Annotated in this window: 16 protein-coding genes and 4 pseudogenes; 7 read left to right on the top strand and 13 right to left on the bottom strand. The window is 69.8% G+C overall.

Annotated elements, in window-relative coordinates; all coding sequences use genetic code 11:
- Positions 1 to 56: 56 nt before the first annotated feature.
- Both OG456_RS04145 and OG456_RS04140 read left to right on the top strand, forming a co-directional pair.
- Positions 57 to 848: an SDR family oxidoreductase gene (locus OG456_RS04145; protein WP_266557293.1), complete on the top strand. Its 792-nt coding sequence runs from the start codon at positions 57 to 59 to the stop codon at positions 846 to 848.
- A 12-nt stretch (positions 849 to 860) separates the two neighbouring features.
- Positions 861 to 1,109: pseudogene (locus tag OG456_RS04140) on the top strand (integrase core domain-containing protein); the annotation flags it as partial.
- Positions 1,110 to 1,460: 351 nt separating this feature from the next.
- On the opposite strand, the gene OG456_RS04135 reads toward OG456_RS04140, so the two are convergent.
- The 6 genes and pseudogenes from OG456_RS04135 to OG456_RS04110 all read right to left on the bottom strand — a co-directional run.
- Complete coding sequence (locus OG456_RS04135) at positions 1,461 to 1,904, bottom strand: PaaI family thioesterase (protein WP_266557291.1); 444 nt, start codon at positions 1,902 to 1,904, stop codon at positions 1,461 to 1,463.
- Positions 1,901 to 2,386, bottom strand: a complete 486-nt coding sequence (locus OG456_RS04130; RefSeq protein ID WP_266557289.1) for a molybdopterin-dependent oxidoreductase — start codon at positions 2,384 to 2,386, stop codon at positions 1,901 to 1,903. The genes OG456_RS04135 and OG456_RS04130 overlap by 4 nt, the downstream gene beginning before the upstream one ends.
- A gap of 96 nt (positions 2,387 to 2,482) precedes the next feature.
- Entirely contained in the window at positions 2,483 to 3,154 is a 672-nt protein-coding gene (locus OG456_RS04125) for an enoyl-CoA hydratase-related protein (protein ID WP_266557287.1), read from the bottom strand.
- Between the two features lie 47 nt (positions 3,155 to 3,201).
- Positions 3,202 to 3,813, bottom strand: a complete 612-nt coding sequence (locus tag OG456_RS04120; RefSeq protein ID WP_266557285.1) for a TetR/AcrR family transcriptional regulator — start codon at positions 3,811 to 3,813, stop codon at positions 3,202 to 3,204.
- A 294-nt stretch (positions 3,814 to 4,107) separates the two neighbouring features.
- Positions 4,108 to 4,587 (bottom strand): hypothetical protein, encoded by a 480-nt coding sequence (locus tag OG456_RS04115; RefSeq protein ID WP_266569563.1) that lies wholly within the window; start codon positions 4,585 to 4,587, stop codon positions 4,108 to 4,110.
- Positions 4,588 to 4,687: 100 nt separating this feature from the next.
- Positions 4,688 to 4,950 (bottom strand): annotated as a pseudogene (locus OG456_RS04110) (hypothetical protein); the annotation flags it as partial.
- Between the two features lie 202 nt (positions 4,951 to 5,152).
- Here OG456_RS04110 and OG456_RS04105 point away from each other — a divergent pair.
- The 5 genes from OG456_RS04105 (at position 5,153) to OG456_RS04085 (ending at position 11,269) form a co-directional block, all read left to right on the top strand.
- Positions 5,153 to 5,419: a hypothetical protein gene (locus tag OG456_RS04105; RefSeq protein WP_266569562.1), complete on the top strand. Its 267-nt coding sequence runs from the start codon at positions 5,153 to 5,155 to the stop codon at positions 5,417 to 5,419.
- A 244-nt stretch (positions 5,420 to 5,663) separates the two neighbouring features.
- Positions 5,664 to 9,377 (top strand): S8 family serine peptidase, encoded by a 3,714-nt coding sequence (locus OG456_RS04100; protein WP_266557283.1) that lies wholly within the window; start codon positions 5,664 to 5,666, stop codon positions 9,375 to 9,377.
- 92 nt (positions 9,378 to 9,469) lie between these two features.
- On the top strand, positions 9,470 to 9,769 hold the full coding sequence (locus OG456_RS04095) for a DUF488 domain-containing protein (protein ID WP_266569028.1): 300 nt from the start codon (positions 9,470 to 9,472) through the stop codon (positions 9,767 to 9,769).
- 140 nt (positions 9,770 to 9,909) lie between these two features.
- Positions 9,910 to 10,077: a VOC family protein gene (locus OG456_RS04090; protein ID WP_266557281.1), complete on the top strand. Its 168-nt coding sequence runs from the start codon at positions 9,910 to 9,912 to the stop codon at positions 10,075 to 10,077.
- Positions 10,078 to 10,270: 193 nt separating this feature from the next.
- Complete coding sequence (locus tag OG456_RS04085) at positions 10,271 to 11,269, top strand: helix-turn-helix domain-containing protein (RefSeq protein WP_266557279.1); 999 nt, start codon at positions 10,271 to 10,273, stop codon at positions 11,267 to 11,269.
- A 145-nt stretch (positions 11,270 to 11,414) separates the two neighbouring features.
- Here the strand turns inward: OG456_RS04085 and OG456_RS04080 are convergent, their stop codons facing one another.
- From OG456_RS04080 to OG456_RS04050, 7 genes and pseudogenes are all read right to left on the bottom strand, one after another.
- Complete coding sequence (locus OG456_RS04080; RefSeq protein ID WP_266557278.1) at positions 11,415 to 14,792, bottom strand: S8 family serine peptidase; 3,378 nt, start codon at positions 14,790 to 14,792, stop codon at positions 11,415 to 11,417.
- A 484-nt stretch (positions 14,793 to 15,276) separates the two neighbouring features.
- Entirely contained in the window at positions 15,277 to 15,759 is a 483-nt protein-coding gene (locus OG456_RS04075) for a hypothetical protein (RefSeq protein WP_266557276.1), read from the bottom strand.
- Between the two features lie 439 nt (positions 15,760 to 16,198).
- Positions 16,199 to 16,426, bottom strand: a pseudogene (locus OG456_RS04070) (transposase); the annotation flags it as partial.
- 141 nt (positions 16,427 to 16,567) lie between these two features.
- Positions 16,568 to 16,878: pseudogene (locus OG456_RS04065) on the bottom strand (DUF5996 family protein); the annotation flags it as partial.
- Positions 16,879 to 17,205: 327 nt separating this feature from the next.
- A complete protein-coding gene (locus OG456_RS04060) occupies positions 17,206 to 18,420 on the bottom strand; it encodes an ISAs1 family transposase (RefSeq protein ID WP_266557274.1) in 1,215 nt (404 codons plus the stop codon).
- 269 nt (positions 18,421 to 18,689) lie between these two features.
- Positions 18,690 to 19,547, bottom strand: coding sequence for an MBL fold metallo-hydrolase (locus tag OG456_RS04055; protein ID WP_266557272.1), 858 nt, complete (start codon positions 19,545 to 19,547; stop codon positions 18,690 to 18,692).
- 785 nt (positions 19,548 to 20,332) lie between these two features.
- On the bottom strand, positions 20,333 to 20,938 hold the full coding sequence (locus tag OG456_RS04050; protein ID WP_266557270.1) for a CGNR zinc finger domain-containing protein: 606 nt from the start codon (positions 20,936 to 20,938) through the stop codon (positions 20,333 to 20,335).
- Between the last annotated feature and the right edge of the window lie 527 nt (positions 20,939 to 21,465).

Below are 21,465 nucleotides of genomic sequence, written 5' to 3'. Positions count from 1 at the left end.
ACTTCATAACCATCAAGCGTTTGACGCTAAGCTAACGGTTGAGGCATGCTCGGCGTATGACTCGCACGATCGCTCTCATCACCGGAGCTTCCTCCGGCATCGGCGCCGAATACGCCCGTCTGCTGGCGGATGACCACGACCTCGTCCTGGTGGCGCGCCGCGCGGACCGGCTCGGCGACTTCGCAGAGGAGCTCCGCGCCCGGGGCGCCGCCGTGGAGGTACTGCCCGCCGATCTCGGCACCCACGAGGGCATCACCGCTGTCACCGGCCGTCTCGCCGCGGGGGACGTGCGCCTGCTGGTCAGCAACGCCGGCGCCGGCGGCTACGCCCCGCTCGTCGACGTCGACCCCGCCGACATCGACCGCCTGCTCACCCTCAACGCCGTGGCCCCCATTCAGCTGGTCCGCGCCGCGCTTCCCGGAATGCTCGCCACCGGAGAAGGCGCGATCATCACGGTGGCCTCGCTGCTGGCCTTCAGCGGCGGCCTCAACGATCCCCGCGCACCACGACGCACTCTCTACGCGGCGGCGAAGGCCGCTACCGTCGCCTTCACCCGGACCCTCACAGGTGAGCTCGCGGACACGCCCATCCGTACGCAGTTGCTGCTGCCCGGCGTCGTGGCCACGGAGTGGAACGAAGGCGTCGGCCGCGACATCCCCTGGGCGATGACCCCGCAGGACGTCGCCTCGGCCAGCCTTGCCGGCCTGCGCCTGGGGGAGACCGTGTGCGCACCCGGTCTGGAGAACCAGGCCGCAGCCCTTGAAGCCCTGCTGGCCGCGGAGTCCGCTCTGCTCACCGGCGGCAACCAGCCCACCCCCGCAACTCGCTACCGCGGCCCGCAGGCGTAGAACGCCCACTGCGAGCGAGTGATCGGAACCGTCCGACGCGAGGCTCTCGACCACGTTCTGATCATGAACGAGGCCCACGCCCGACAGGTCCTCGCCGAGTACCGGAATCACTACAACCGGCATCGGCCGCACCGATCCCGGGACCGACGACCGCCCGAGGCCCAGGAACAGCCAGCAGTCCCGCACCAGCTCGAGCCCAGGCGGCTCCTGCGCACACGCGTCTTCGGCGGAGTCATCAACGCGTACCGATGCGCCGCTTGATCTGCTGCGATGACTTTCCGAGCCCCACAGGCCTGACGCCCGACGAGATCGGCGCCGTACTGCTGCAGACCGCCGTGTGGAGTTGCAGGTCGCGCCGGTTGGCGCCGAACGCGTCGAGCCCGCCGAACCAGATTGAGCCCCTCGGCGCGGGCCCGGGACACCAACTGCTCGGCCATCTCCCGGTCCGGCTCGGCCCGTCTCGCCAACTCCGTCCCCGTCTGTGCGTTGTTCGCACTCTCGCGGGGGTGGCCGCCCTTGATCCCCATGGTGATTCTTCCCGGCAGAGACCACGTCTCATGCCATCCAGGTCACACCGGGGCATACGCAATCTTTAGGAACAGTCCCGGCGACCTAAAGGATCATGCAGGTGGTGGTGGCGTGGGCCATCAGTTTGCCCTGGTCGTCCAGCACCTTGCCCTCGGCGGTGGCGGTGCGGCGACCGGCGTGGATGACGTTGCCCTCTGCGGTGAGTATCTGTCCGTCGGTGCGGGCGGCGCGGATGTAGTTGACCTTGAGTTCGAGGGTGGTGTAGCCGGCACCGGCGGGGAGAGTGGTGTGGACGGCGCAGCCCATGACGGAGTCGAGGAGGGTGGCGGCGATGCCGCCGTGGACGGTGCCCAGGGGGTTGGCGAAGTCGGGGCGGGTGTCGAGGGAGATAACGATGCGGCCGTGGTCGACCTCGTCGAAGCGCATGCCGAGCAGGCGGCCGATGGAGGGGATGTCGGTGGGGCGTTCGGCCTGCATCCAGCGCATCAGTTCAAGGCCGGTCATGGCGGTGAGGTCGGTGGTGGTCACGGTCGTTCTCCTTGCATGGTGCTGGTGTTGCCGCCGCGCGGGGCGGGGTGTTCGTCAGGTAGGAAGGGCTGGATGCGGGCGGGCACGTGTTTGTGCCAGGGGGTGCCGGCGATGGCGTCGCGCCAGGTGGGGTCGGTGAGGGTGTTCAGGGCGACGCCGCCGTAGAAGAAGATCGATTCGCCGCCGTGGGTGTCGCGCACGGTCTTCAACCGGGCGGCGATCTCGCGTATGGCGGTGTCCCAGTCGATGGGCGTGAAGCTGCCGTCCGGCTCCCGGCGCAGCGGTGTCGGCAGCCGGGCTCCGCCGTTTTGGTAGTGGTCCAGGCGCAGGGCCTTGTTGCAGGTGTATCCGGCGGTGGCGACGTGCTCCTGGTCGCCGCGGATCTTGGTGAAGCGGCGGCCGTCGGTCTGGATCTGGATGCCGCAGTTGTTCTCGCACAGGATGCACGCGCTCTTGCGCCAGGCGGCGGTGTCGGCGGTCATCGGCCCTGTCTCCTCATGCGGTGGGCAACTGGGGCAGCTCGCGCCCCGGGGTGGCAGCGGCCGGGGCGCGGGCTGGTGCGGTCGGTGAGGTGCTGGTCAGCCGAGCGGGTTAGTGGTGTCGCGGAGGGTGGCCAGGGCAGGGGCGTACATGCGGGCCTTGATGGTGCCGAGGGTGTCGCCGGCCTTGTTCACCTGCGTCTGGGCGATCTCGATGGCGGTGGAGCGCACGGCGTCCTCGGCGATGGCCTGGTCGACGATGCCGGCGGCCGCGGCGTCGGCACCGCCGTAGCGGCGGGCGGTGAGCATGGCCTCGTGCGCGGTCTGCGGCGCCAGTCGGGACTGGATGAGGGCGGCCATGCCGGGGGTGAAGGGGATGTTGATGTCCGCTTCGGGCAGGCACCAGTAGCCGCGGTCGGCCCGCATGACGCGGAAGTCGTGGGCGAGGGAGAACATCGCGCCGGCGGCGAAGGTGTGTCCCTGCAGTGCGGCCACCGTGATGACCGGCAGCGACAGAATCCGCGCGAACAGTTCATGGACGGAGACGACGTAGTCCTGGTGCTGGTCGGCGTGGGCGAACAGCCAGTCCAGGTCGAGCCCGTTGGAGTAGAACTTGCCGGTGGCGGCGGTGACCAGGGCGCGAGGGCCCTCCGCCTTCTCCACCTCGTCGAGCGCGGCGCCGACGGCAGTGAGCCAGTCGGGGTGGAAGCGGTTCTCTCCGTCTCCGAGGTCGAGGACGAAGACGTTGTCCTGACGGTCGAGCGAGGGCATGGCGACTCCTTCGAGCTATGTAGGTGAAGCGGCTGGGCGGTTGCGGGCTACGGCCGGGGCCCGGTTTCGGCACCGGGGCGGTCGCGCAGGGCGTACAGGAGCAGGTCGTGGATCTCGGCGGCGGCTGCCTCGATCGGAGCGGTGCTCTGCTCGGCCCGGCACATGATCATCGCGCCTTCGACCGCAGCGATGATGAAGGCAGCGAGTCTGCGGCTGCGTTCCTCAGTCAGGCCGTGCCGCAGGAAGAGGGCCGCGAAGGCCTCCTGCCACCGGGCGAAGACGGCAGCGGCGGAACGGGCCAGCTGGGGTGCATCGTCGTTGGTCTCGACGGCCACCGCCACGATCGGACAGCCGGCCCGGAAGCCGCTGTCCACGAGCCGGTCGCGCCACAGCACGACGAATGCGTCGACGGCCTCCACCGGATCATCCGCCTGCATGGTGGCATCGATCAGGCCCGCGACGAAGTCCCCCGCCAGCGCCACCGCTTCGTCGATGAGCTGCGTCCGCCCGCTGGGGAAGTGGTGATACACCGAGCCCCGAGGGGCTCCGCTGTGCGCCAGCACCCGGTCGATGCTGGTCGCGCTCGCCCCGTACTCACGCAGCAGAGCAGCAGCACTGAGGATCATCCGGTCACGGCTTTCACTCCTGCGTGGGCTCACCCGCACACCACCTTTCCCATGACAGTGCAGCCCACCAAGCGGGCTACCTGTAAGTAACTTATGGGGTATGCCATAGACCATGCAAGAGGGGCTGCGGCGGTCATTCATCCGGTACCGACAGTCGCCGCTCGGCCGAGGTGCGCGCCAGCGATGACGGCGCCCCTGGGCGCGCTCAGCTCAACACGCTGAACCTGTCACCCAACCCTGCATCAGACCGGGCGGCGCAGCCCCAATGGGCGGAGGCAAGTCAGCGAGCGCTGTACATCGCGCTCTCCCCCAGCTGTCGGAGGCGGCTCAGCCCAGGTAGAAGTCCTTTCGGGCGGCCACGAACGCCTCGATCGTCTGAGCCGGGATGCCCGTCACGCGCTCGACGCCGTCGGCGGTGCGGTTGTATCGGTTGTCCCTGTGCAGCTGGGCCATGGTGGCGACGTGCTGTTCGAGGTGCGGCGGCATCCCCAGCTTCGGGAGCTGGGCCTCCCACCTCTCAGGGGGTACGTCCACGTAGGACACCGGACGGCCCAGCGCCCGGGAGAACTCCTCGGTCAGCTCCGTCATATCGACCGAGCGCGGCCCGGTCAGCTCGTAGACCTTCCCGATGTGCGGAGCCGGGGCGCGGAGCACGGTGGCGACGACCCGGGCGACGTCGTCCACGGCAACCGGTGAGGTGCGTCCGGTGCCGAACGGCAGCGCGATCGTGCCGTTCTCCTGAATCGACCGCGCCGCCATCGTGGTGAACAGCGGAGTGTCCAGGAACGCCGTCGGCCGGATGTGCACCACGGGCAGGCACGCGGACCGCCCCCCGCGCGCCCTGGCCGCGGGGGCCACCCGTCAGGAGTAGCCGCCTTGGGCGGTCGGCGCCGCAGATGGGCCCCTGGTCGGGGTGGCAGCCGGTGAGGCGGGCGACGCCGATGACCGCGCCCAGGTGCAGTTCGCGGCCGCGGATCGCGGTGGCGATCAGCGGATCACGCAGGGCGGGGCGCTCCAGCTTCTGCCCGGCGTGGATCAGGACCCAGCCCCGCCACAGCCAGGGCCGGGGTTTGTTTTCCGGGTTCTGCCCGGCGAGGATGCAGGTGGCATAGGGCTGGCGAATCGTGAGGCCGCGGATCCAGTCGCCCCGGGCAGGGTGGCGACGCTCATGCGGCTGGCCCCCCTGATTCCGGTTCCGTGGCGGCCGACGCGGCGCCCGTTGATGGACGGGTGAGTTGCGTGCCGGGCGTCGGCGAGGACTGCGTGGCCGGAGTGCTTGCCGTCGTACAGGGCAGCGTTGGCGGCTCCCCGGTCATCGAAGGCGCGAAAGGCGGCCGCGGGCCGGTTCTCCGCTGCGGGTCGTGGACAGTTCGTGTCAGGGCAGGCAGCAGCGGGGGAGGGTGCCCTGCCGCCGGAGGATCTGCGGGCTGTCCTGGCGCCGGTCGACCTGGTGTGGGCGCGCCTGGACCGTCCGGCCGCCCGCCGCCTGGTGGAGGCCGCGGCCCGCAGCGAACTGGCCCGGGTGAAGGGCTTCACCGGTCGCCCCGACGTGCCGCAGGTTCTCGCAGACCGCCTCTCGAGGCGCCTGGAGGATCAGATGCGGCTGCACGGCCCGATCAAGGACCAGTGGGCCGGCTGATCGGCCGGGCCCTGCCCCAGCGCCAGTTGTGTGCCGAACCCCGGTGCGACGAGGGCACGTTGCTCGATTCCGGCCGCGTCCGCCGCCGTCCCCCCCCGGACGCGCGGTGGCCGACGACCCCGTCTGCTCGCGGCGTAACTGTGCCATGGCACAAGAGCGACATGTGTGACCCCTTGAACGACGGCGGGGGGAGGCCGGAGGATCCAGTGATCTTTCGCTCTTCGCCGCGTCTCAGGAGTCTTCCTTGTCCAAGGTTCCCATCCCCCGGCCCGGGCCGATCGCCCTCGCCGTGGCGGCCGCGCTGACACTCGGCGTCATACCGGCGACTGCCGCTGTGTCCGCGTACTCCGCCGGTGAGGTGTCGCACAACGACACCGGACACCAAACCGCCGGCGATGCCGGCACGCACACCGTCACTCTGATCACGGGTGACAAGGTCACTATCGGGACCGCCGCCGACGGCACCGTCGTGCGCTCCTTCCAGGCCGCGAGCGGAGCCACCACCGGCTTCCACCGCGCTGTCGTGGACGGCGCCACCTATGTCTACCCCGACGCCGCCCTGCCGTACGTGAGCGCCGGCAAACTCGACAAGCAGCTCTTCAACGTGACGCGGCTGATCACCGAGGGCTACGACGACGCCCACAGCTCCCGACTGCCGCTGATCGTGCGCTACACCAAAGCCGCCGCCAAGGCTCACACTCGGACGAAGATGGCCGGCTCGACCGACGTCCGCCGCCTGGACAGCATCCAGGGCGCGGCCTTCGCACAGAACCACCAGCAAGCACCGGAGTTCTGGTCCTCGCTCACCGGGGGTTCCGGCGCGACGGCCCGGTCCGCGAAGCCGTCCTTCGCGGGCGGCGTCGCCAACGTGTGGCTCGACGGCAAGGTGAAGGCCGACCTGGCCGACTCCACCGCCCAGATCGGCGCGCAGAAGGTATGGGCGCAGGGCGACACCGGCCAGGGCGTGAAGGTCGCGATGCTCGACAGCGGCGCGGACACCGAACACCCGGACCTGGTCGGGCAGGTGTCCGACAGCGCCAGTTTCGTCCCCGGCGAGGACGACATCGCCGACTACAACGGCCACGGCACGCACGTCGCCTCGACCATCGTCGGCACGGGCAGTGCCTCCGACGGCAAGGAGCGGGGTGTCGCCTCCGGCGCCCGGCTGGCCGTCGGCAAGGTGCTCAACTCCGAGGGCAGCGGCCAGGAATCCTGGATCATCGCGGGCATGGAGTGGGCCGCCCGCGACCAGAAGGCCAGGATCATCAGCATGAGCCTGGGTGGCGGCGGTGACAAGACCGACCCGATGAGCCAGGCCGTCGACGAACTCAGCCACGACACGGGCGCGTTGTTCGTGATCGCGGCGGGCAACGGCGGCCCGCACTCCATCAGCAGCCCCGGTGCCGCAGACTCCGCGCTGACCGTCGGTGCCGTCGACTCCACCGACACGCTCGCCGACTTCTCCAGCCAGGGCCCGCGTGACGGCGACGGCGGGCTGAAGCCGGAGATCACCGCGCCCGGCGTCGACATCGTCGCGGCGCGCTCGCACTACAAGCGCGGCTCCGGCTACTACACCACGATGAGCGGCACGTCGATGGCGACGCCGCACGTCGCCGGTGCCGCCGCGCTCCTCGCCTCAGAGCACCCCGACTGGACGGGCACCCAGCTCAAGGAGGCGCTGGTCAGCAGCGCCAAGGCAACCCCGGCGTACACCCCGTACCAGGCGGGCGCCGGCCGGCTCGACGCGCTGGCGGCCGTGCACACCACGGTCTTCGCCACCACGACCGCCTACTCCGGCTTCCACACGTGGCCCCCGAAGCCGGGGCAGACCGACGTCCAGACGGTGGCGTACACCAACGTCGGCGACGCACCGGCCAACCTCAACCTGGCGGTCAACGGCACGGTCCCGGCCGGGTTGTTCAGGCTCTCCGCCGACCACGTCACCGTGCCCGCCCACGGCACCGCCACGGTCACCCTGACGGCGGATCTGGACAAGCTGGGCGGCGACCAGTCGGTCAGCGCCATGATCATCGGTACGGACGGCAGCGGAGCGGTCCGCGCCCGGACGCTGATCGGCGCGGCCCGCGAGGGCCGGCGGCAGAATCTGACCGTGGTCGCCAAGGACCGTTCGGGCAAGCCGCTGGAGGGCCGGGTCGTCCTGACCGCCGAGCACCTCTTCACGGTGATGGACCTCGACGCGTCCGGCACCGGCACGGCGCGGCTGCCCGTCGGCAGCTACAGCGGCTGGCTCACCGGTGACGTGCAGGGCGCCGAAGGCCCGCACTCGCGCGGCATGGTGCTGCTCGCCTTCAACGACGTGAAGCTGGACCAGGACCGTACCGTCACCCTGGACGGCCGCAAGGCACGCCGGATCCTGGCGCGCGTGCCGCAGCAGACCACCGCCGTCGCGCCGCGCCTGGACGCGCACCGGTCCTTCACCGACAGCCTGGTGGAGACGTCGATGCTGCCGGACCCGTCGTACGACAGCATCTGGGCGCTCCCGACCGGCAAGAAGGTCACCGATGGCGAGTTCGAGACCGGCGCCCGCTTCCGCCTCGAGCAGCCCGCGCTGACCGTGAGCACGAAGTCGACGACCTTCAACGACCCGCTGGTCAAGCGCGCGGCCACGCCGCTGCCCGCCGGTAGCCGGAACCTGACGGCGGTCTTCGCCGGTGACGGCACGGCCGAGGAGCTCGCGCGGCAGAACGTGCGCGGCAAGGCCGTCGTGGTGCGCGGCGCCGGCACGGAAGGGATCAAGGCCCAGGCGGAGGCCGCCGCGGCCGCCGGCGCCCGGCTGCTGCTGGTCGTCACCGACGGCGTCGGCCGCCTGAAGCCCTGGGACGAGAACCCCTGGAGCCCGCAGAGCCCGGCCCCGGTGACGGTGGCGACGCTCAACGCCGACCAGGGCGCCGACCTGCTCGGCCAACTCCGGCACGGCGCGGTCTCGCTGAAGGTCACCTCGCACCCCACGACCGACTACGTCTACGACGTCGTGCACCACTGGACGGGCGCCGTTCCGGCGGACCCGACCTGGCGTGAGGAGTCCAAGGACCTCGGCCGGGTGAACGTCTCGTTCCGGAACTACCGGCAGGGCAAGGCGATGGAGTTCCGTCCGGACGTCTGGCGCGGCTGGGCCGTCGGCAACCAGCTCACCGCGCCCGCCCAGGGCGAGCGCACCGACTGGGTCACAGCCGGCACCACGTGGCTTGACGACGCCTTCATCCGGGGCGAGACCGGGCAGCACTCGATCGACCCGTTGAACTACCCGGCGCGCAAGACCGGCAAGGTCAGCTGGTTCGGCCCGATCCAGCGGCCCCGCATGAGCCCGATCAACTATCAGCCGGTGCGCTACCTCGACACGATGTACATCACCGCGCCCGGCTGGGGTGACTCGGGGTCCGGCCACGTCGGTGAGGCCGGCGCGAACTTCGACGTCAAGGACTGGATGTCGCTCTACCAGGGCGACCAGCAGCTCGACTGGGGCAACGCCGAGTACCTGCAGGTTCCCGGCCTCGGCGCCGAGCGCCTGCCCTACCGGCTGGTCCTCGACAACGACCGCGGCACCTGGGCCAACCCGTACTCGACGCACACGCTGACCGAGTGGGACTTCACCTCCGCGGTCACCGGCAGCGATGCGGCGGTGTCCCTGCCACTCATCCAGCTCGACTACGGCGTGGACACCGACACGTCCGGCCGTGCCGACCGGCACGCCGGCCTGACGGTGACCGCCTCGCACCTGCCGGGCACCACCGCCACCATCGGGAAGCCGGCCGTCGAGGTGTCGTACGACGACGGTGCGACCTGGCAGCGGACCGACCTGAGCCGGTGCGACGACGGATGGCGGACGCGCCTGCGCGCGCCGCGGTCCGCCGACTTCGTCACCCTCCGGGTCGGCGCCCGGGACAGCGCGGGCAACACCGTCTCGCAGACGATCACCCGGGCCTTCGGCCTGCGCTGACGTCACACCCCGGGAGGTCACCCGGGACAGCACCGCGTGGGTGGGACCGCAGCCGGCGGCCCCGCCCACGCGGCGTTCCCAGTTGTCACAGGATCTATGAGGACACCTCGCCGCGGAACGGCAAGCGAGTGCTCGTGGACCGCCTGTGGCCCCGCGGAATGAGCAAAGAACGGGCCCACCTGGACGAATGGCTCCGCGACGTGGCCCGGTCGGCGGACCTGCGCCCACGAACTCGTCACCCACACGGTGTGCGAGACCTGCGGCGAGCGGCCGCCCGCGTCGACACCGGAGGAGGCGAGGACGTCGCGGATGAAGTCGCGGTCGGCCCCCGCGTCCTGGTTGTAGAGGATGACGTGGGCGCCGTTGATCACGCCGGACCTTCGTTTCGCTGAGGTGGGGACCGTTCGGTCTACGGGGTGGTCACAAAGCCCTACTGGTCCCAGCCGGGTACGAGGCCATCGGTGGACATCGTCCCCGTGGAAGATCGCCGTACACCCCACCGAGGGCGCCCCCCCCGCACGAGTTCTGTCTGATGTGCGACGACCTCGACGCCCAGCTCGGGGAACTACGTGCGCGGGGCGTCGAGATCACCCGCCCGGTCGGCGAGCAGCGCTGGGGCAGGCTGACGGCGGTGCGTTCGCCCAGTGGCGCCGAACTGCCGCTGTACGAACCTCGCCACCCCGTGGCCCACAGTCTGTGACACTCGAGCGGCCCCCGCCCCGGGTCCACCGGATGTGCTGACGGCAGCGCCCCGTCACGGTGAGCCAGATCGCCGGTGACAACCGTCGTGGTGCCTGGTCGCGGGGGCTGGTGGAATCATCCGCCAGGCCGACCGCGTTTGCCCCCACGCGAACCCGGGCCGAGGCGGCCCGGATGCTGAGAAAGGTGGCGACATGCTGGAGACGGTGGGCCTGACGGCCGACGAGAGCGAGGTGTACCGCCTTCTGGTCGCCACCGGGACGGCGTCCGCTCAGGACATCTGCGGCCGTTCCGACCTCGACGTCGTGACCGCGCGGCTGCTGCTGCGTGCGCTGGAGCACAAGGGCCTGGCGTCGGCGGCCGAGGACAGTCCCGAATGGTTCACGGCCGTGCCGCCGCAGGTGGCCCTTATGCCCCGGCTCCAACGCCACTTCGACGCCCTGGAACAGACCCGGGCCGCCGTCTACGAACTGGCGGAGACACACCGCCGCAGCGCATGGGCCCGGAGCACGGACGAGGCCGTCGAGATCATCACCGGCGCGTCGGCACTGCGCCAGCATCTGCGCCAGCTCCAGCACGGCGCCGGCCGCGAGATGATGTGGTTCGTGAAGGCCCAGTACGTGGCCATGTCCCCGGAGAGCAATCAGGAGGAGTTCGACGCGCTGGACCGGGGCGTGCTCTACAGGGCCCTGTACGAGCAGGCGTACTTCGACGACCCCGACTCGGTGGACTACGTCGTCAAGGGCGTGTGCGCCGGAGAGGTCGCCCGGGCGGTGCCTCTGCTGCCGCTGCGGATGGCGATCGCCGACCGCTCGGTGGCCATCCTGCCGCTGGCCGCCTCGGGCACGTCCCGCAACCCCCGGGAACTGCGGGCCGCGGTGGTGCGGGAGAGCAGCCTGCTGGACGCGCTCATCGCCCTGTTCGAACACCACTGGGAGATCGGTGCCCCGCTCCGGGTGACCGAGGAGGGCCAGATCGGTGGCGCCGGCACCACGGATGCCGCCTCGCCGGTCGGGGAGGACCGGCACCTGCTCTCCCTGATGGTCGCCGGAATGACGGACGAGGCGATAGCCGGACAGCTGCGGGTCAGCAAGCGCACCGTCCAGCGGCGCATCCAGGGCCTGATGAGCCTGGCGGGCGTCGCGACCCGTATGCAGCTGGGCTGGCACGCGGCCCGCCGCGACTGGCTCTGAGAGTACGGCGGACGCCGCAACGCACACGAACAGGGCCCACCGGACGTGTCCGGCGGGCCCTGTCCCCGTTCGTCCGGCCGCTGCGGCCGGGCTGCGCTACTCGCGGAAGCAGCTACTCGAGGACGTGGCTGCTCCGCGAAGGCGGCTACTTGAGCAGGTAGCCCTTGATGACGGTCTCCTTGAAGGAGTTGCCCGCCGCGTCCTCGACGTGGACACGCAGGCTGACCGAGCCGCCCGCGGCGCGGCGCGGGTGCTCCACGGTCACGGTGCGCTCCATACCGGAGCCCTTGACCCGCACCGACTGCCAGGTCTTCCCCTCGTCGAAGGAGACCTCGGTGGTGAAGACGCGGATGGGCGACGCCCCGGCGCCGGCCGTCCTCTGGATCAGGACCGGGATGTCGAGCTTGCGGCCGGCCTCGGCCCGGTTCCACTCGTCCAGCTTCGGCGACATACGGACCGCGTACAGCGGCAGCGCCTGCCGGGTCGCCGTGCTCTGCGACCGGAACCGCCATTCCGCCCGCACACTCGTGGAGACGGAGCTGGGGGCCATGTCACGGTTGTGCTCGACCGTCAGACGGTAGTCGGCGGGGCTGGCGTCGGCCGGGACGTCGCTCATGCTCCAGTCCTGGGAGACCAGCTCGCCGTTGCGCCACAGCTTCACCTCGGGCAGGCCGGACGTGGTGTCGGCCACCAGGTCGAGGTTGCCGTTCGCGGCCGATTGGAAGGGCCGGTACATCGTGTCGCCCTCTCGGAAGGCGGCCATCTGGGACGAGAGGCCCACGGCCTGGATCCCGCCGTTCCAGCGCTCCTCGACCTGGGAGCCGGCCTGGTAGCCGTGCAGGTCGCTCAGGTAGCTCTGCCCGTGCGCGTCCGGGTCGAGGAAGCTGTTCTGGTCGAAGGCCGTCTGCCAGCGCAGGCCGTCGGCCGCCGAGAAGTAGTCGACACGGCGGGCCGGGACCGGAATTCCCTCCATCGCCCGGCCGCTGAAGCGGACGTTGCCGACGTACGTCCACACGATGCGCGTGGCCGTGGTTCCCGGCGTGGTGGCGGCGAACGTGGTGTTCACCCTGGCCAGCTCCGACTTGCGGGGGGTGTAGGCGGGATCCGCCGGAATGGCGCCGTGCACCGGTCGCGTGAGGTAGTAGACCGAGGCGGGGTTCCCGTCTGCGCCGGCCGGGTCGCCCCAGACGCTGGTGACGAGGTACGTGAACTTCGAGTCTTTGTACTGGGCAGTCGGCACCGCGTACACGCCGTCGATGTGGTCCGTGCCGATCGCGTTGTACATGGCGACCGAGAGCAGCTGGTCGGCCATGCTGATCGTGCCGATCTCGGCCGACATGATGCGCGCGGAGCGGCTCGGTGCCGACACCGTGACGGGCTTCGCCTTTCGGGCGTCGATGGTCACCTGCCGGTCGGCGCTCATCACGACCTTCGGCACACCGACGATGGTGCCCTCGGTGAAGGAGGCGTCGAAGTAGAAGCCGCTCACCGAGTAGGTGTCCTTCGGCAGTCGCACCACCGTGCTGCTCTTGCCGAGCGCCTCGACCTCGTACGCCTTGCCGTCGGCCGAGTTGACCAGCAGGTAGGCGTTGTCGGGGGCGGCGCCCGTGCGGCTCTTCATGCCGATGCGCAGGTCGTAGGACGGCTGCTCGACGTCCGCGCCGAACGGGACGCGCACCGACACCTGGTTGTCCGCAGTGCTCGCGGTCACCACACCGCTGTAGGCGGCGTACGTCGTGGTGGCTTCCGGGGTCGCGGTGAGGGTGACGGCCGCGGTTCCGTGTGCGGGCACGGTGACCGTGTCGGCGCTGAGCCGGAACAGTCCGGCGGGAGCGGGCACGTCCTTCTTCCCGCTGCCCGGGTTGTCCTTCAGCTGAAGGGTGACCGGCGCCGCGCCCGGGTTGCGGTAGGTGATGGTCTTGGTCACCGGGGGACGCTTGCCGTCCCTCCAGCGGATCAGCCCGAAGTCCAGTGCGGTGGTGTCGGCGGTGACGTCCTGGTCGACCGCCCGGGCGACGTCGACGCGTCCGGCGCCCTGGAAGTAGGCGCCGTGCTCCTTGGCGCCGGTCGCCGACTGCATCAGCTGGCGCTTGACCTGCTCCGCCGTCCAGTCCGGGTGCTGCTGGAACAGGATGGCGGCGGCTCCGGTCACATGGGGCGTGGCCATGGACGTGCCGCTCATCGCGACATAGCCGTCATCGGCGGTGGTGCCGCCCGCCCTCGCGGCGACGACGTTGACGCCGGGGGCGATGATGTCCGGCTTGAGGCCGGAGTCGCCCACCCGCGGGCCGACCGAGCTGAAGACGGCGAGGTCGTCGTCGTCCTCGGCCGCGCCGACGGCCAGCGCCCGGTCGTCGGAGGCGGGCGAGGAGACCTTGTCGGGACCGCTGTTGCCGGCAGCGGCCACGACCAGCGTGCCGTAGTCACGGGTCACGGTGTCGACCATGGCCTCGAGGGCGTCGGTCTCCGGTGTGTCCGTGTCGCCCAGGCTGAGGTTGATCACCTTGGCGCCGTGCTGGGCGGCCCAGGCCAGGCCCTCGACGATGTCGGAGTTGTCGCAGTTGCCGTCCGCGGTGCACACCTTGCCGGACAGGATCTGCACACCGGGTGCCACACCCTTGTAGCGGCCGTCGGAGGCGGCGCCGGAACCGGTGACCGTGGAAGTCACATGGGTGCCGTGACCGTTCAGGTCGTCGGTGTTCGGCTCGGTGGTGAAGTTCGCGGACTCGGTGACGAGGCCCTTGAGGTCCGGGTGGTTGGGGTCGTAACCGGTGTCGAGCACGGCGACCTTGACGCCGGTGCCGGTGTAGCCCTTCTCCCAGGCGTGCGGGGCCCCGATGCGCGGCACCGTCCTGTCGAGCTGGATCCTTGAGTGGCCGTCCAGCCAGACCCGGCGCACACCCGCTCCGAAGGAGGTGGCGTCCGCCCGGCCGGGGGCGATGCCCTTCCAGAACCCGGCGGCGTCCGCGCGGTGTTCGCCGAGGGTCGCGAAGGGGGTCCCGCCGATGGGGCGGACGGTGTCGGCGCCGGCGGCGGTCAGCTGTCGCCGGGCGGTGCCCGCGTTCCCGGCATACTCGACGATCAGCGGCAGGCTCGACCGCTGCGCGTACTTGCCCCGGACCAGGGCGGAGACGTTGAACAGCGCCTTGTCGAGGCGACCCGTCGCGAGCAGCGGGAGCGTGTCGGCGGGTATGACCGTCCAGTCGCGACCGGCCTGGCGCTTGATGAACGCGACTCGTTCGCGGCCCTCGGCGGGCTCGACCGACACACTCTGCTTGCCCGAGGTGTCCGTCTCCAGCGTGACGCGGTCGCCGGTGATCAGGGTGAGCTGATGCCGGGAGATGATCGGCGACCGGGCCGCTCCGGTCTGCGCTGCGGGTTCCGTTCGCCCGGTGTGCGTGCCGAGGTCCTGAGCGGCGCCGGGGGCGGCGGTCAGACCGGCCACGAGCGCCACGAGGGCGGCGGCGGACACCGTATGCCGAGGCCGGGGAGGGCGGATCCCGCGGCGCCACCTGTTGTTCATGTCTCTCATGGGAGGACAGCGTGGTGCCGTCAAGTGCCGAGGTCAGCAGTTTGCCCTGTCCACCAGGCGTCAAGTCACCTTTACGCCAACCCCTATACTTCATAAAGAGGGCAAAAGTGGCCAGGTTGGCGGCTCATGGACGAACCGAGCGAGCTGTCCGATGTCGAGTACGCCTTAGTGCTCAATGCAGAATGGAGGGCCGCCCGTCGCAGGCGTGCGGGCTCAAGACTCCGTGCCGCCGGCTCAACTGAGGCGGCGTGGGCCGTCGGCAGCTGTTCGAAGACAGCGTGACCAACTTGGAATTCACGCAGGTTCCGTGAGGGATGCAGTGCGCGAGAATGTGCAAGTGAGCAGGTGAGAGCCCTCATTCTGCCTGCCACTCGTGCATGGCGACTTCTCCGAGTAACTGGCAGAACCTGCGAGTTCGGCCAGCGACTTGCGAGGCGATGCGGGATTCCGGAAGTCGCCGCCGTCCAGCGCGGGCTCAAGAGGCGCTGGAAGAGATCCAGTCGTCGTTGTTCCGATGTCGGTCCAGTCCCACAGCTTCGAACTCATCCTCGCCGAGACTCCGCCTCACGCCGAGTTGCCGAAGAGCCTGCGAGATCGGGCTGACTGCTCGGGAGAACCACTTCTTCGCCGGGGCATCCAATGGCCCCACTGCCAGCGCTCCATCAGCCCAGACGGCGGCCCGTTGCTCTCCGACGCCACCGAAGTAGTCGGCCTCGACATAGGCGACGGGCCCTGTAGTGGACCACTGGGCGAGTAACCTCTCGAAGCCCCCTGGCAGCTTCCAGAATCCCAGAGCGCTCTCGGCGGTGCCGTCCGTGATCTCGTCGAGGACTTCATCCGTCATCGGCATCAGCGACAGGTCCTGCCGGAGAAGCACCACGCGGGCACTAGGAATGCCCCGTGCTGCGGCACGCAACAGCTCGTCTCCTGCGATCACCGCCTGCAATACGTAACCCACCCCAGTGCCCTCCCCGATTGCAGCCCTCATCCTGCCCGACCCGTCGCGCACGAACCCGCGTGCCCCCACCCCAGAATCCGCAACCCACCAGCGAGTTTCCTGTCACCGACGCCACGAGATTCCGCGAACCCGCCGGTTTCTCCCTACGGGCGGGCAGCGTCCCCCCGGGGCGTTCACGAGCTGTCCAGCACGGACCGTGCCGGGCCCGCGCCGCCGGGATGAACTTCCAGGTCTTTGGCACGGTTGACCAGTACACGGCGTCCTGGGTAGGTCCGCTGGGCGATTTCGATGTCCCGCTGGTCGAACTCGCCGTAGAAGTAGATGACTCCGTCGATGCATCGCCTCGGAGTGGTGCAGACCGGGTTTTGTAGTCGCGCATGGTTGACCTTGTGGACGATCCGGATGTCTTGCGAGCGCGTAGGGATGGGGGGTATGCCGACTGACGGTGACAGTAGCCCTCGGGCTGCCCGCCCCGGCCCTCCAGCCAGGACGGCGTGGGCAGCAAGGGCCGGATGGCCGCCCATTCCGCGTCCGTCATGTCCGACGGATACAGGCGTTTCCGGTCGGGACGATCGGCAGCATTGCCGTACACATGCGCGAGACAATCACACGATGGGGCGGCCGAGTTGAACTGAACGGGATCGGACGCGTACAACAACGACACCAGGGCCTCCCGGCACTGCTCGGTTGGATTCGCATCCCCGAGCTACTGAGAGGCCCTGTCTTCATGCGCGTGCAAGGGGAAGATCACCCCGGCGGGAAACCTGTTCGCCCCGCACGTTCCACGATCGGTTGAGATACAGCTACTCACCCAGTCCGGCACGTTGGGGACACCGCCGGGCGGATGCGGTGGCGCGGGACGCCCGGAGAAGCGGGTGCAGGCCAGGTCCATCGACCCCCAGAAGAGATGCACGGGGCTGTCCTTGCCGACGAAATGGGACCGGAACTCCCCGAACACCCGGCTCGCCTGGAGCAGCTGGCCCCAGAACAGGCGTGCAGCGTGCGGGTCGTAGAAGGCGTGGCGGGAGTCGTCCGCGAACGGGATGGCGGCTCCACCTCGTTTGGCTGCGGGTGTATGCGCGTTTGATTGCCAAGCTCTCCGAGCGCGCCCATGGTCTCGGCGCCGGCGTCCCGCAGGAGTCAGCCCACCCCCATCCGCATACCTCCTACATCACGGGATACAGACAACACTCCAGGCTCGGCCGGGACTTCGAGAAAGATCACCCTAATGAGCCGAAGCCAGTAACCGCGGACAACAAGGGCCAGGGGCACCGCTGAGTGCCGAAGTAGGCCACCTGAATAGGGCGGTCCAGTCGCTGGTGCCCGGCTGCTCGCGATGATCAGGGACCGGTCCTGCCCTTCGCGATCCGGAGAAGCCTCGCCTGATCGCCCAGGCCAGGTCAGGTCCGTTCCGGTGGGCCCGCGGCCCTCGGCTTCAGGGCTTGATCAAGTTCCGTGGGTGTCCTGGTTGTTGATGATGCCCAGGATCGGGAGTGCCCGTCGTGGTTCGTCGCGGATCGCCCGGGTGGTTTTGGCGATGTTCTCGGCGCCGAGGGTCTTCAGCACGCCGATGGCCAGGTTGCGGAAGGTGGCCATGGCTCGGGGTGCGGCCCCGGTGTGGACGGTGGAGGCGTCCTCGGCGAAGGTGACGTCTCTGATGTGGTGGCTGGAGTTTTCCACTCCCCAGTGCCCGCGAATCGCGGCGGCGAGGTCCGCGGGGCTGGTCTGGTGGGCTTCGAGGCTGGTCACGGCGTAGACGCTCTCGCGACTCTCGCGGCTGCCGGTCGGCCGGCGGCGGCGGTGGACGCGGATGGCGAGCTTCGCGTGCGGAAAGGCGATGCCACCGAGTTCGTCCGCGATGCCGCAGGTCTTGATCGAACGGGACTCGCGCCGGCCGTGCCCGACCTCGGAGTGGGTGTGCTGGACGGCGATGTCACGCCACGGCAGCGTGGCGAGCTGGCTGTGGGCGGTGGGCTGGTTGGTCTTGATCACGGCGATGTAGTGGGCCTTCTTCGTCTCGACCAGCCAGGTGATGTTCGCCTTGACCGAGTGCAGCGCATCGAAGGTGACGAGAGTGCCGGCCAGGTCCAGCGGTGCCAGCAGCGGCTTAAAGTGCGTGGTTTCGTTGGTCTTCGCGCCGACCTCGGCCTGCGCGAGTGTCACGACGGTGGTGTGGCTGACCGCCGACAGCAGGTGACGGCGGGTCACGTCCAAACGCGCTGAGCCCTTGAGCGTCTTGCCGTCCACCGCGATGGCCCGCCGGTGCGCGGTGGACACGACGGTGCGGTGCCGGTCGGTGAGGTAGGCGCCCACCGCGGCGTCCAGGGCATCGCCGTCGACGGCGATCAGCACCCGCCCGATCGTCGCCGGCGACGGTGTACGCCGCCACCGCAGTGGATGGCGGCGTACACCGAGGGCGGCCAGCAGCCCACCCGAGGCCCGGGCGCCCCATTCGGCGAGCTCGTCGATGCTCCTGGCGCCCGAGACGACCGCACAGGCACACACCATCAAGATCGCCGTCAGCGAGTACCACCGGCCCCGCCGCGAGCGCGGGTCGGGGATGGAGTCGAAGTAGGGGCGCAGATCAGCGACCTGGCCGGGTTCCAGCGGACCCAGCTTCACAAGTACGGCAGGGATCGGGGAGGATGCAGCAGCAGGCACGGGACCTTCTCATGATCACGAGGCGTAGACACCCTAATGATCACGAAGCCCGTGCCTGCACCGCTACCCACCCCTCACAGCAACAACCAGCACAACCACGGAACTTGAAGCCGCCCTGCCTCGGCTTGGCTTGCCGGAGGCGAACGTCGCAGAGTGGACCGGTCGGTGCGATCGATCCGCTCCGTGGCGTTCCATACGTGTACGGCGGCAGCACCGTCCCGTCTTGGGAGGCGCCGTGCGACCCGTGTCGTTCTGGTCCCCCCGTTCCGTCAGGCTCCGAGCAGGCCGACCGCTCCGTACCAGACCGGGCCCGGGTTGAGCCGGTCCGGGTAGAGGGTCGTCATCTGGTCGAAGTACTCGCGGGCGGTGGGGTTCTGGCCGAGCAGGCGGACGGCGTCGAGGAGGTACTGGCGGGTCTCCCCGATGATGGCCGGGTCGTCGGGCAGGTCCTTGTTCTTGTGGCCGGCCACGACGGAGCGCGGCTGGAGCGCGGCGACGCGGTCGAGGGCCTGGAGCCATTCCTGCAGGCCGCCGTCGCCGCCTTCGAGGATGTACTGGTGGACGCCGTTGTAGACGACGTCGCCGGCCACCACGAGGCCGATAGACGGCACGTGCAGGACCGTGGTCTTGTCGGTGTCGGTGTGACCGACCTCGACGGCCTCGACGAGGTTGCCCTCCAGCAGGAAGCCCTCGGCGGGGACGGGCTGGGCCAGGACCGGGGTGTCGGGGATCAGGCCGGGGAAGCGCTTGTCCCACAGCTGCTCGCGTCCCTCGGTGGCCTGCTCGTGCATGACTTCGATGGTCCCGGGGGTCGCGTAGACGGTCACGCCGGGGAAGCGCTTCACGAGATCGGCGGTGCCGAACCAGTGGTCGCCGTGCCCGTGGGTAGCGTAGATATAGGCCAGACGCTTGCCGGAGCGGTCGATCCAGTCGCCAACTCGCTGGGTCTGCTCGATGGTGAGAGGCGGGTCGACCAGCACGGCGTCTTCGTCCCCGAAGATCAGCGTCGACGTCAGGGGCGAGGAGACGAGCCCTTCACCGTTGGGCAGCCGCTCGCCGCCGGCCCGGGGGGTCCCCTCCTGGACGAGAACCTCGTACGCCAGGGGCCTGGATGCGGATGCGGTCATTGTGGTGCCTCCTTCAGGGGCGGAATGTGGCTTCTCGCGGCTGTCTGCTCCGGGGCCAGGTCGCGAGCCGGGCACATGCCGGGGTGGGCAGCGGATGGGATCTGATCCGATGGGTGCGGTACGCCCGGCACCGTGGTGAACCGGCACGGCAGGCTTCTCGAAGGCGTCCCGCCGACCCTGGTTGTACTCGCCCGAACGTGGGCGACAGGCCGCTTTCGCATGACCCTTATGAAATAAGCGTAGCATGTTTACTTATGTTGCATCCGGGTGATGGAGGAGTCTCCCTCGGGCGAACGGGGCGCGCAGACGGACTCCGGATGCGACGACCGGCCGCCGTCGGCCGTCCGGCGTCCTCGGACACGGGCGGACGCCTCCTGCGGTCCGTGCGTCGGCGCGGATGAGGGTGTCACTCCGCGGCGGTGGATTCCCGGGGGCCGCCGCGACGCCTCCGGCGGGCGCGTGCTCCCGGTCATGAGCCCGGATGTCGGGTTCCGTCCCGAAAGCCGGCCCCGTCGAGCGGTGCCGCCACCTGTGCGGGACCGTCGCTGTGGGCCCGGCTCCGGAGCAGGCACACGCTACGGCCATGCAGTACGGCCGTCCGTTCGCGACCACACCCCAACCCCGGCCCCGGGCGGATCAGGGCGGTGGTACTCATGAACGCCGCGCTAGGGGCGACCTGTGACGCGGCGGAGCCGCCGGAAGCGGCGGCCGGCCGTGCGTCACCCGCGGGTGTTGTCCGCGGCAGACGAGGGGTGAGGACGAGCCGGCTTGCGGGGTGCGGCCGGTCAGGTCGTCTCGGCGGTCGCCCGCTTGCGGGCGCGGTGGTTACGCAGGTTGACCGCGTTGCCGCAGATGCGGACGTCGTGCCAGACGCCGCTGTTGTTCCGGGAGCGGTCGAAGAAGACGACCGCGCAGCGGGTGTTCCGGCAACTCTTGAGACGGCGCAGGGAGTCGGTGCACTGGGCCTCGTAGGCCTCGATCATGGCGAGGGACGTCACCTGGCGCCATCCCGTGCCCCGCGCCTCGGCGCGGATACGGCCGTCAGCGTCGAGTCGGAGGGCGGTCGGCGCGGCCGTCAGCGAGGCTACCGGGTGCGACTGCGGCGAGGCGTCCGTTCCCGCTGCCTGCAGGTGCCGGCGCAGGTCGTGTCGGAAGTCGCGCAGTCCCTGTAGCTCCTCGGCCGTGATCTCGACCACGGGTGCGGGTCTGCGGGCTTCGCCGCTCCAGTTCGCGAGCGCTTGGGCGAGCCATGTCTGCGCGTCCTCGACATCCTCCAGGAGGTCGGGCTCGCGCGGCTTGCCCGCGGAGATCGTGTTGAGCAGGTCCTGGACAAATGCCAGGCCGCCCGGGGCGGGTTCCAGGCCGTATCGGTCGGTCGCAGGCCAAAGCATCCTCGAAACCGCCTTCCCTGCGAGACGATGAACGACATGTGCACAAGCACTTTACCTCTTCCGGTGAGCACCTGGGCGGCGGAGACGATCTCACGTGTCCTCGATCGAAATCGTATGCACTGAGGAGAGTTACCGCTTCCAAGGATCGGGTTCCTCCGAAGAGACGCCCGGTGAATCTGCATGCGAACCAAAAGAGGCATCGCATCGTGATATATGCCATGCCCATGAGCTGTTCGACGTGACGGCACTCCCTCACGTCATCGCATGCGGAGGAATACCGCCGATCGGCGGCTCGTAGAGGGCGTGCCATCGGGGCTGCCGCCGCCCTTGATGGTCACCTGCGCCTCCGCGTCGTGGCGTCATCGATCGCCCTGGCGACCTGGCGGGACCACGGGCTCGACTCGGCACTTTCGAGACAGAAGCTCAAGCTCTTGTCTGCCGTTTCCACTTGTCCAGTCGGTCCGGATCCGCGACACCGGCACCGGCACGGGTCAAGGGATCGGCGCGGACGACGTCGTACAGCAGAC

The sequence above is a fragment of the Streptomyces sp. NBC_01446 genome, assembly GCF_026340095.1.
GTDB classification, from domain to species: Bacteria; Actinomycetota; Actinomycetes; order Streptomycetales; family Streptomycetaceae; genus Streptomyces; species Streptomyces aureus.
This window is presented reverse-complemented; position numbering and strand designations above follow the sequence as displayed.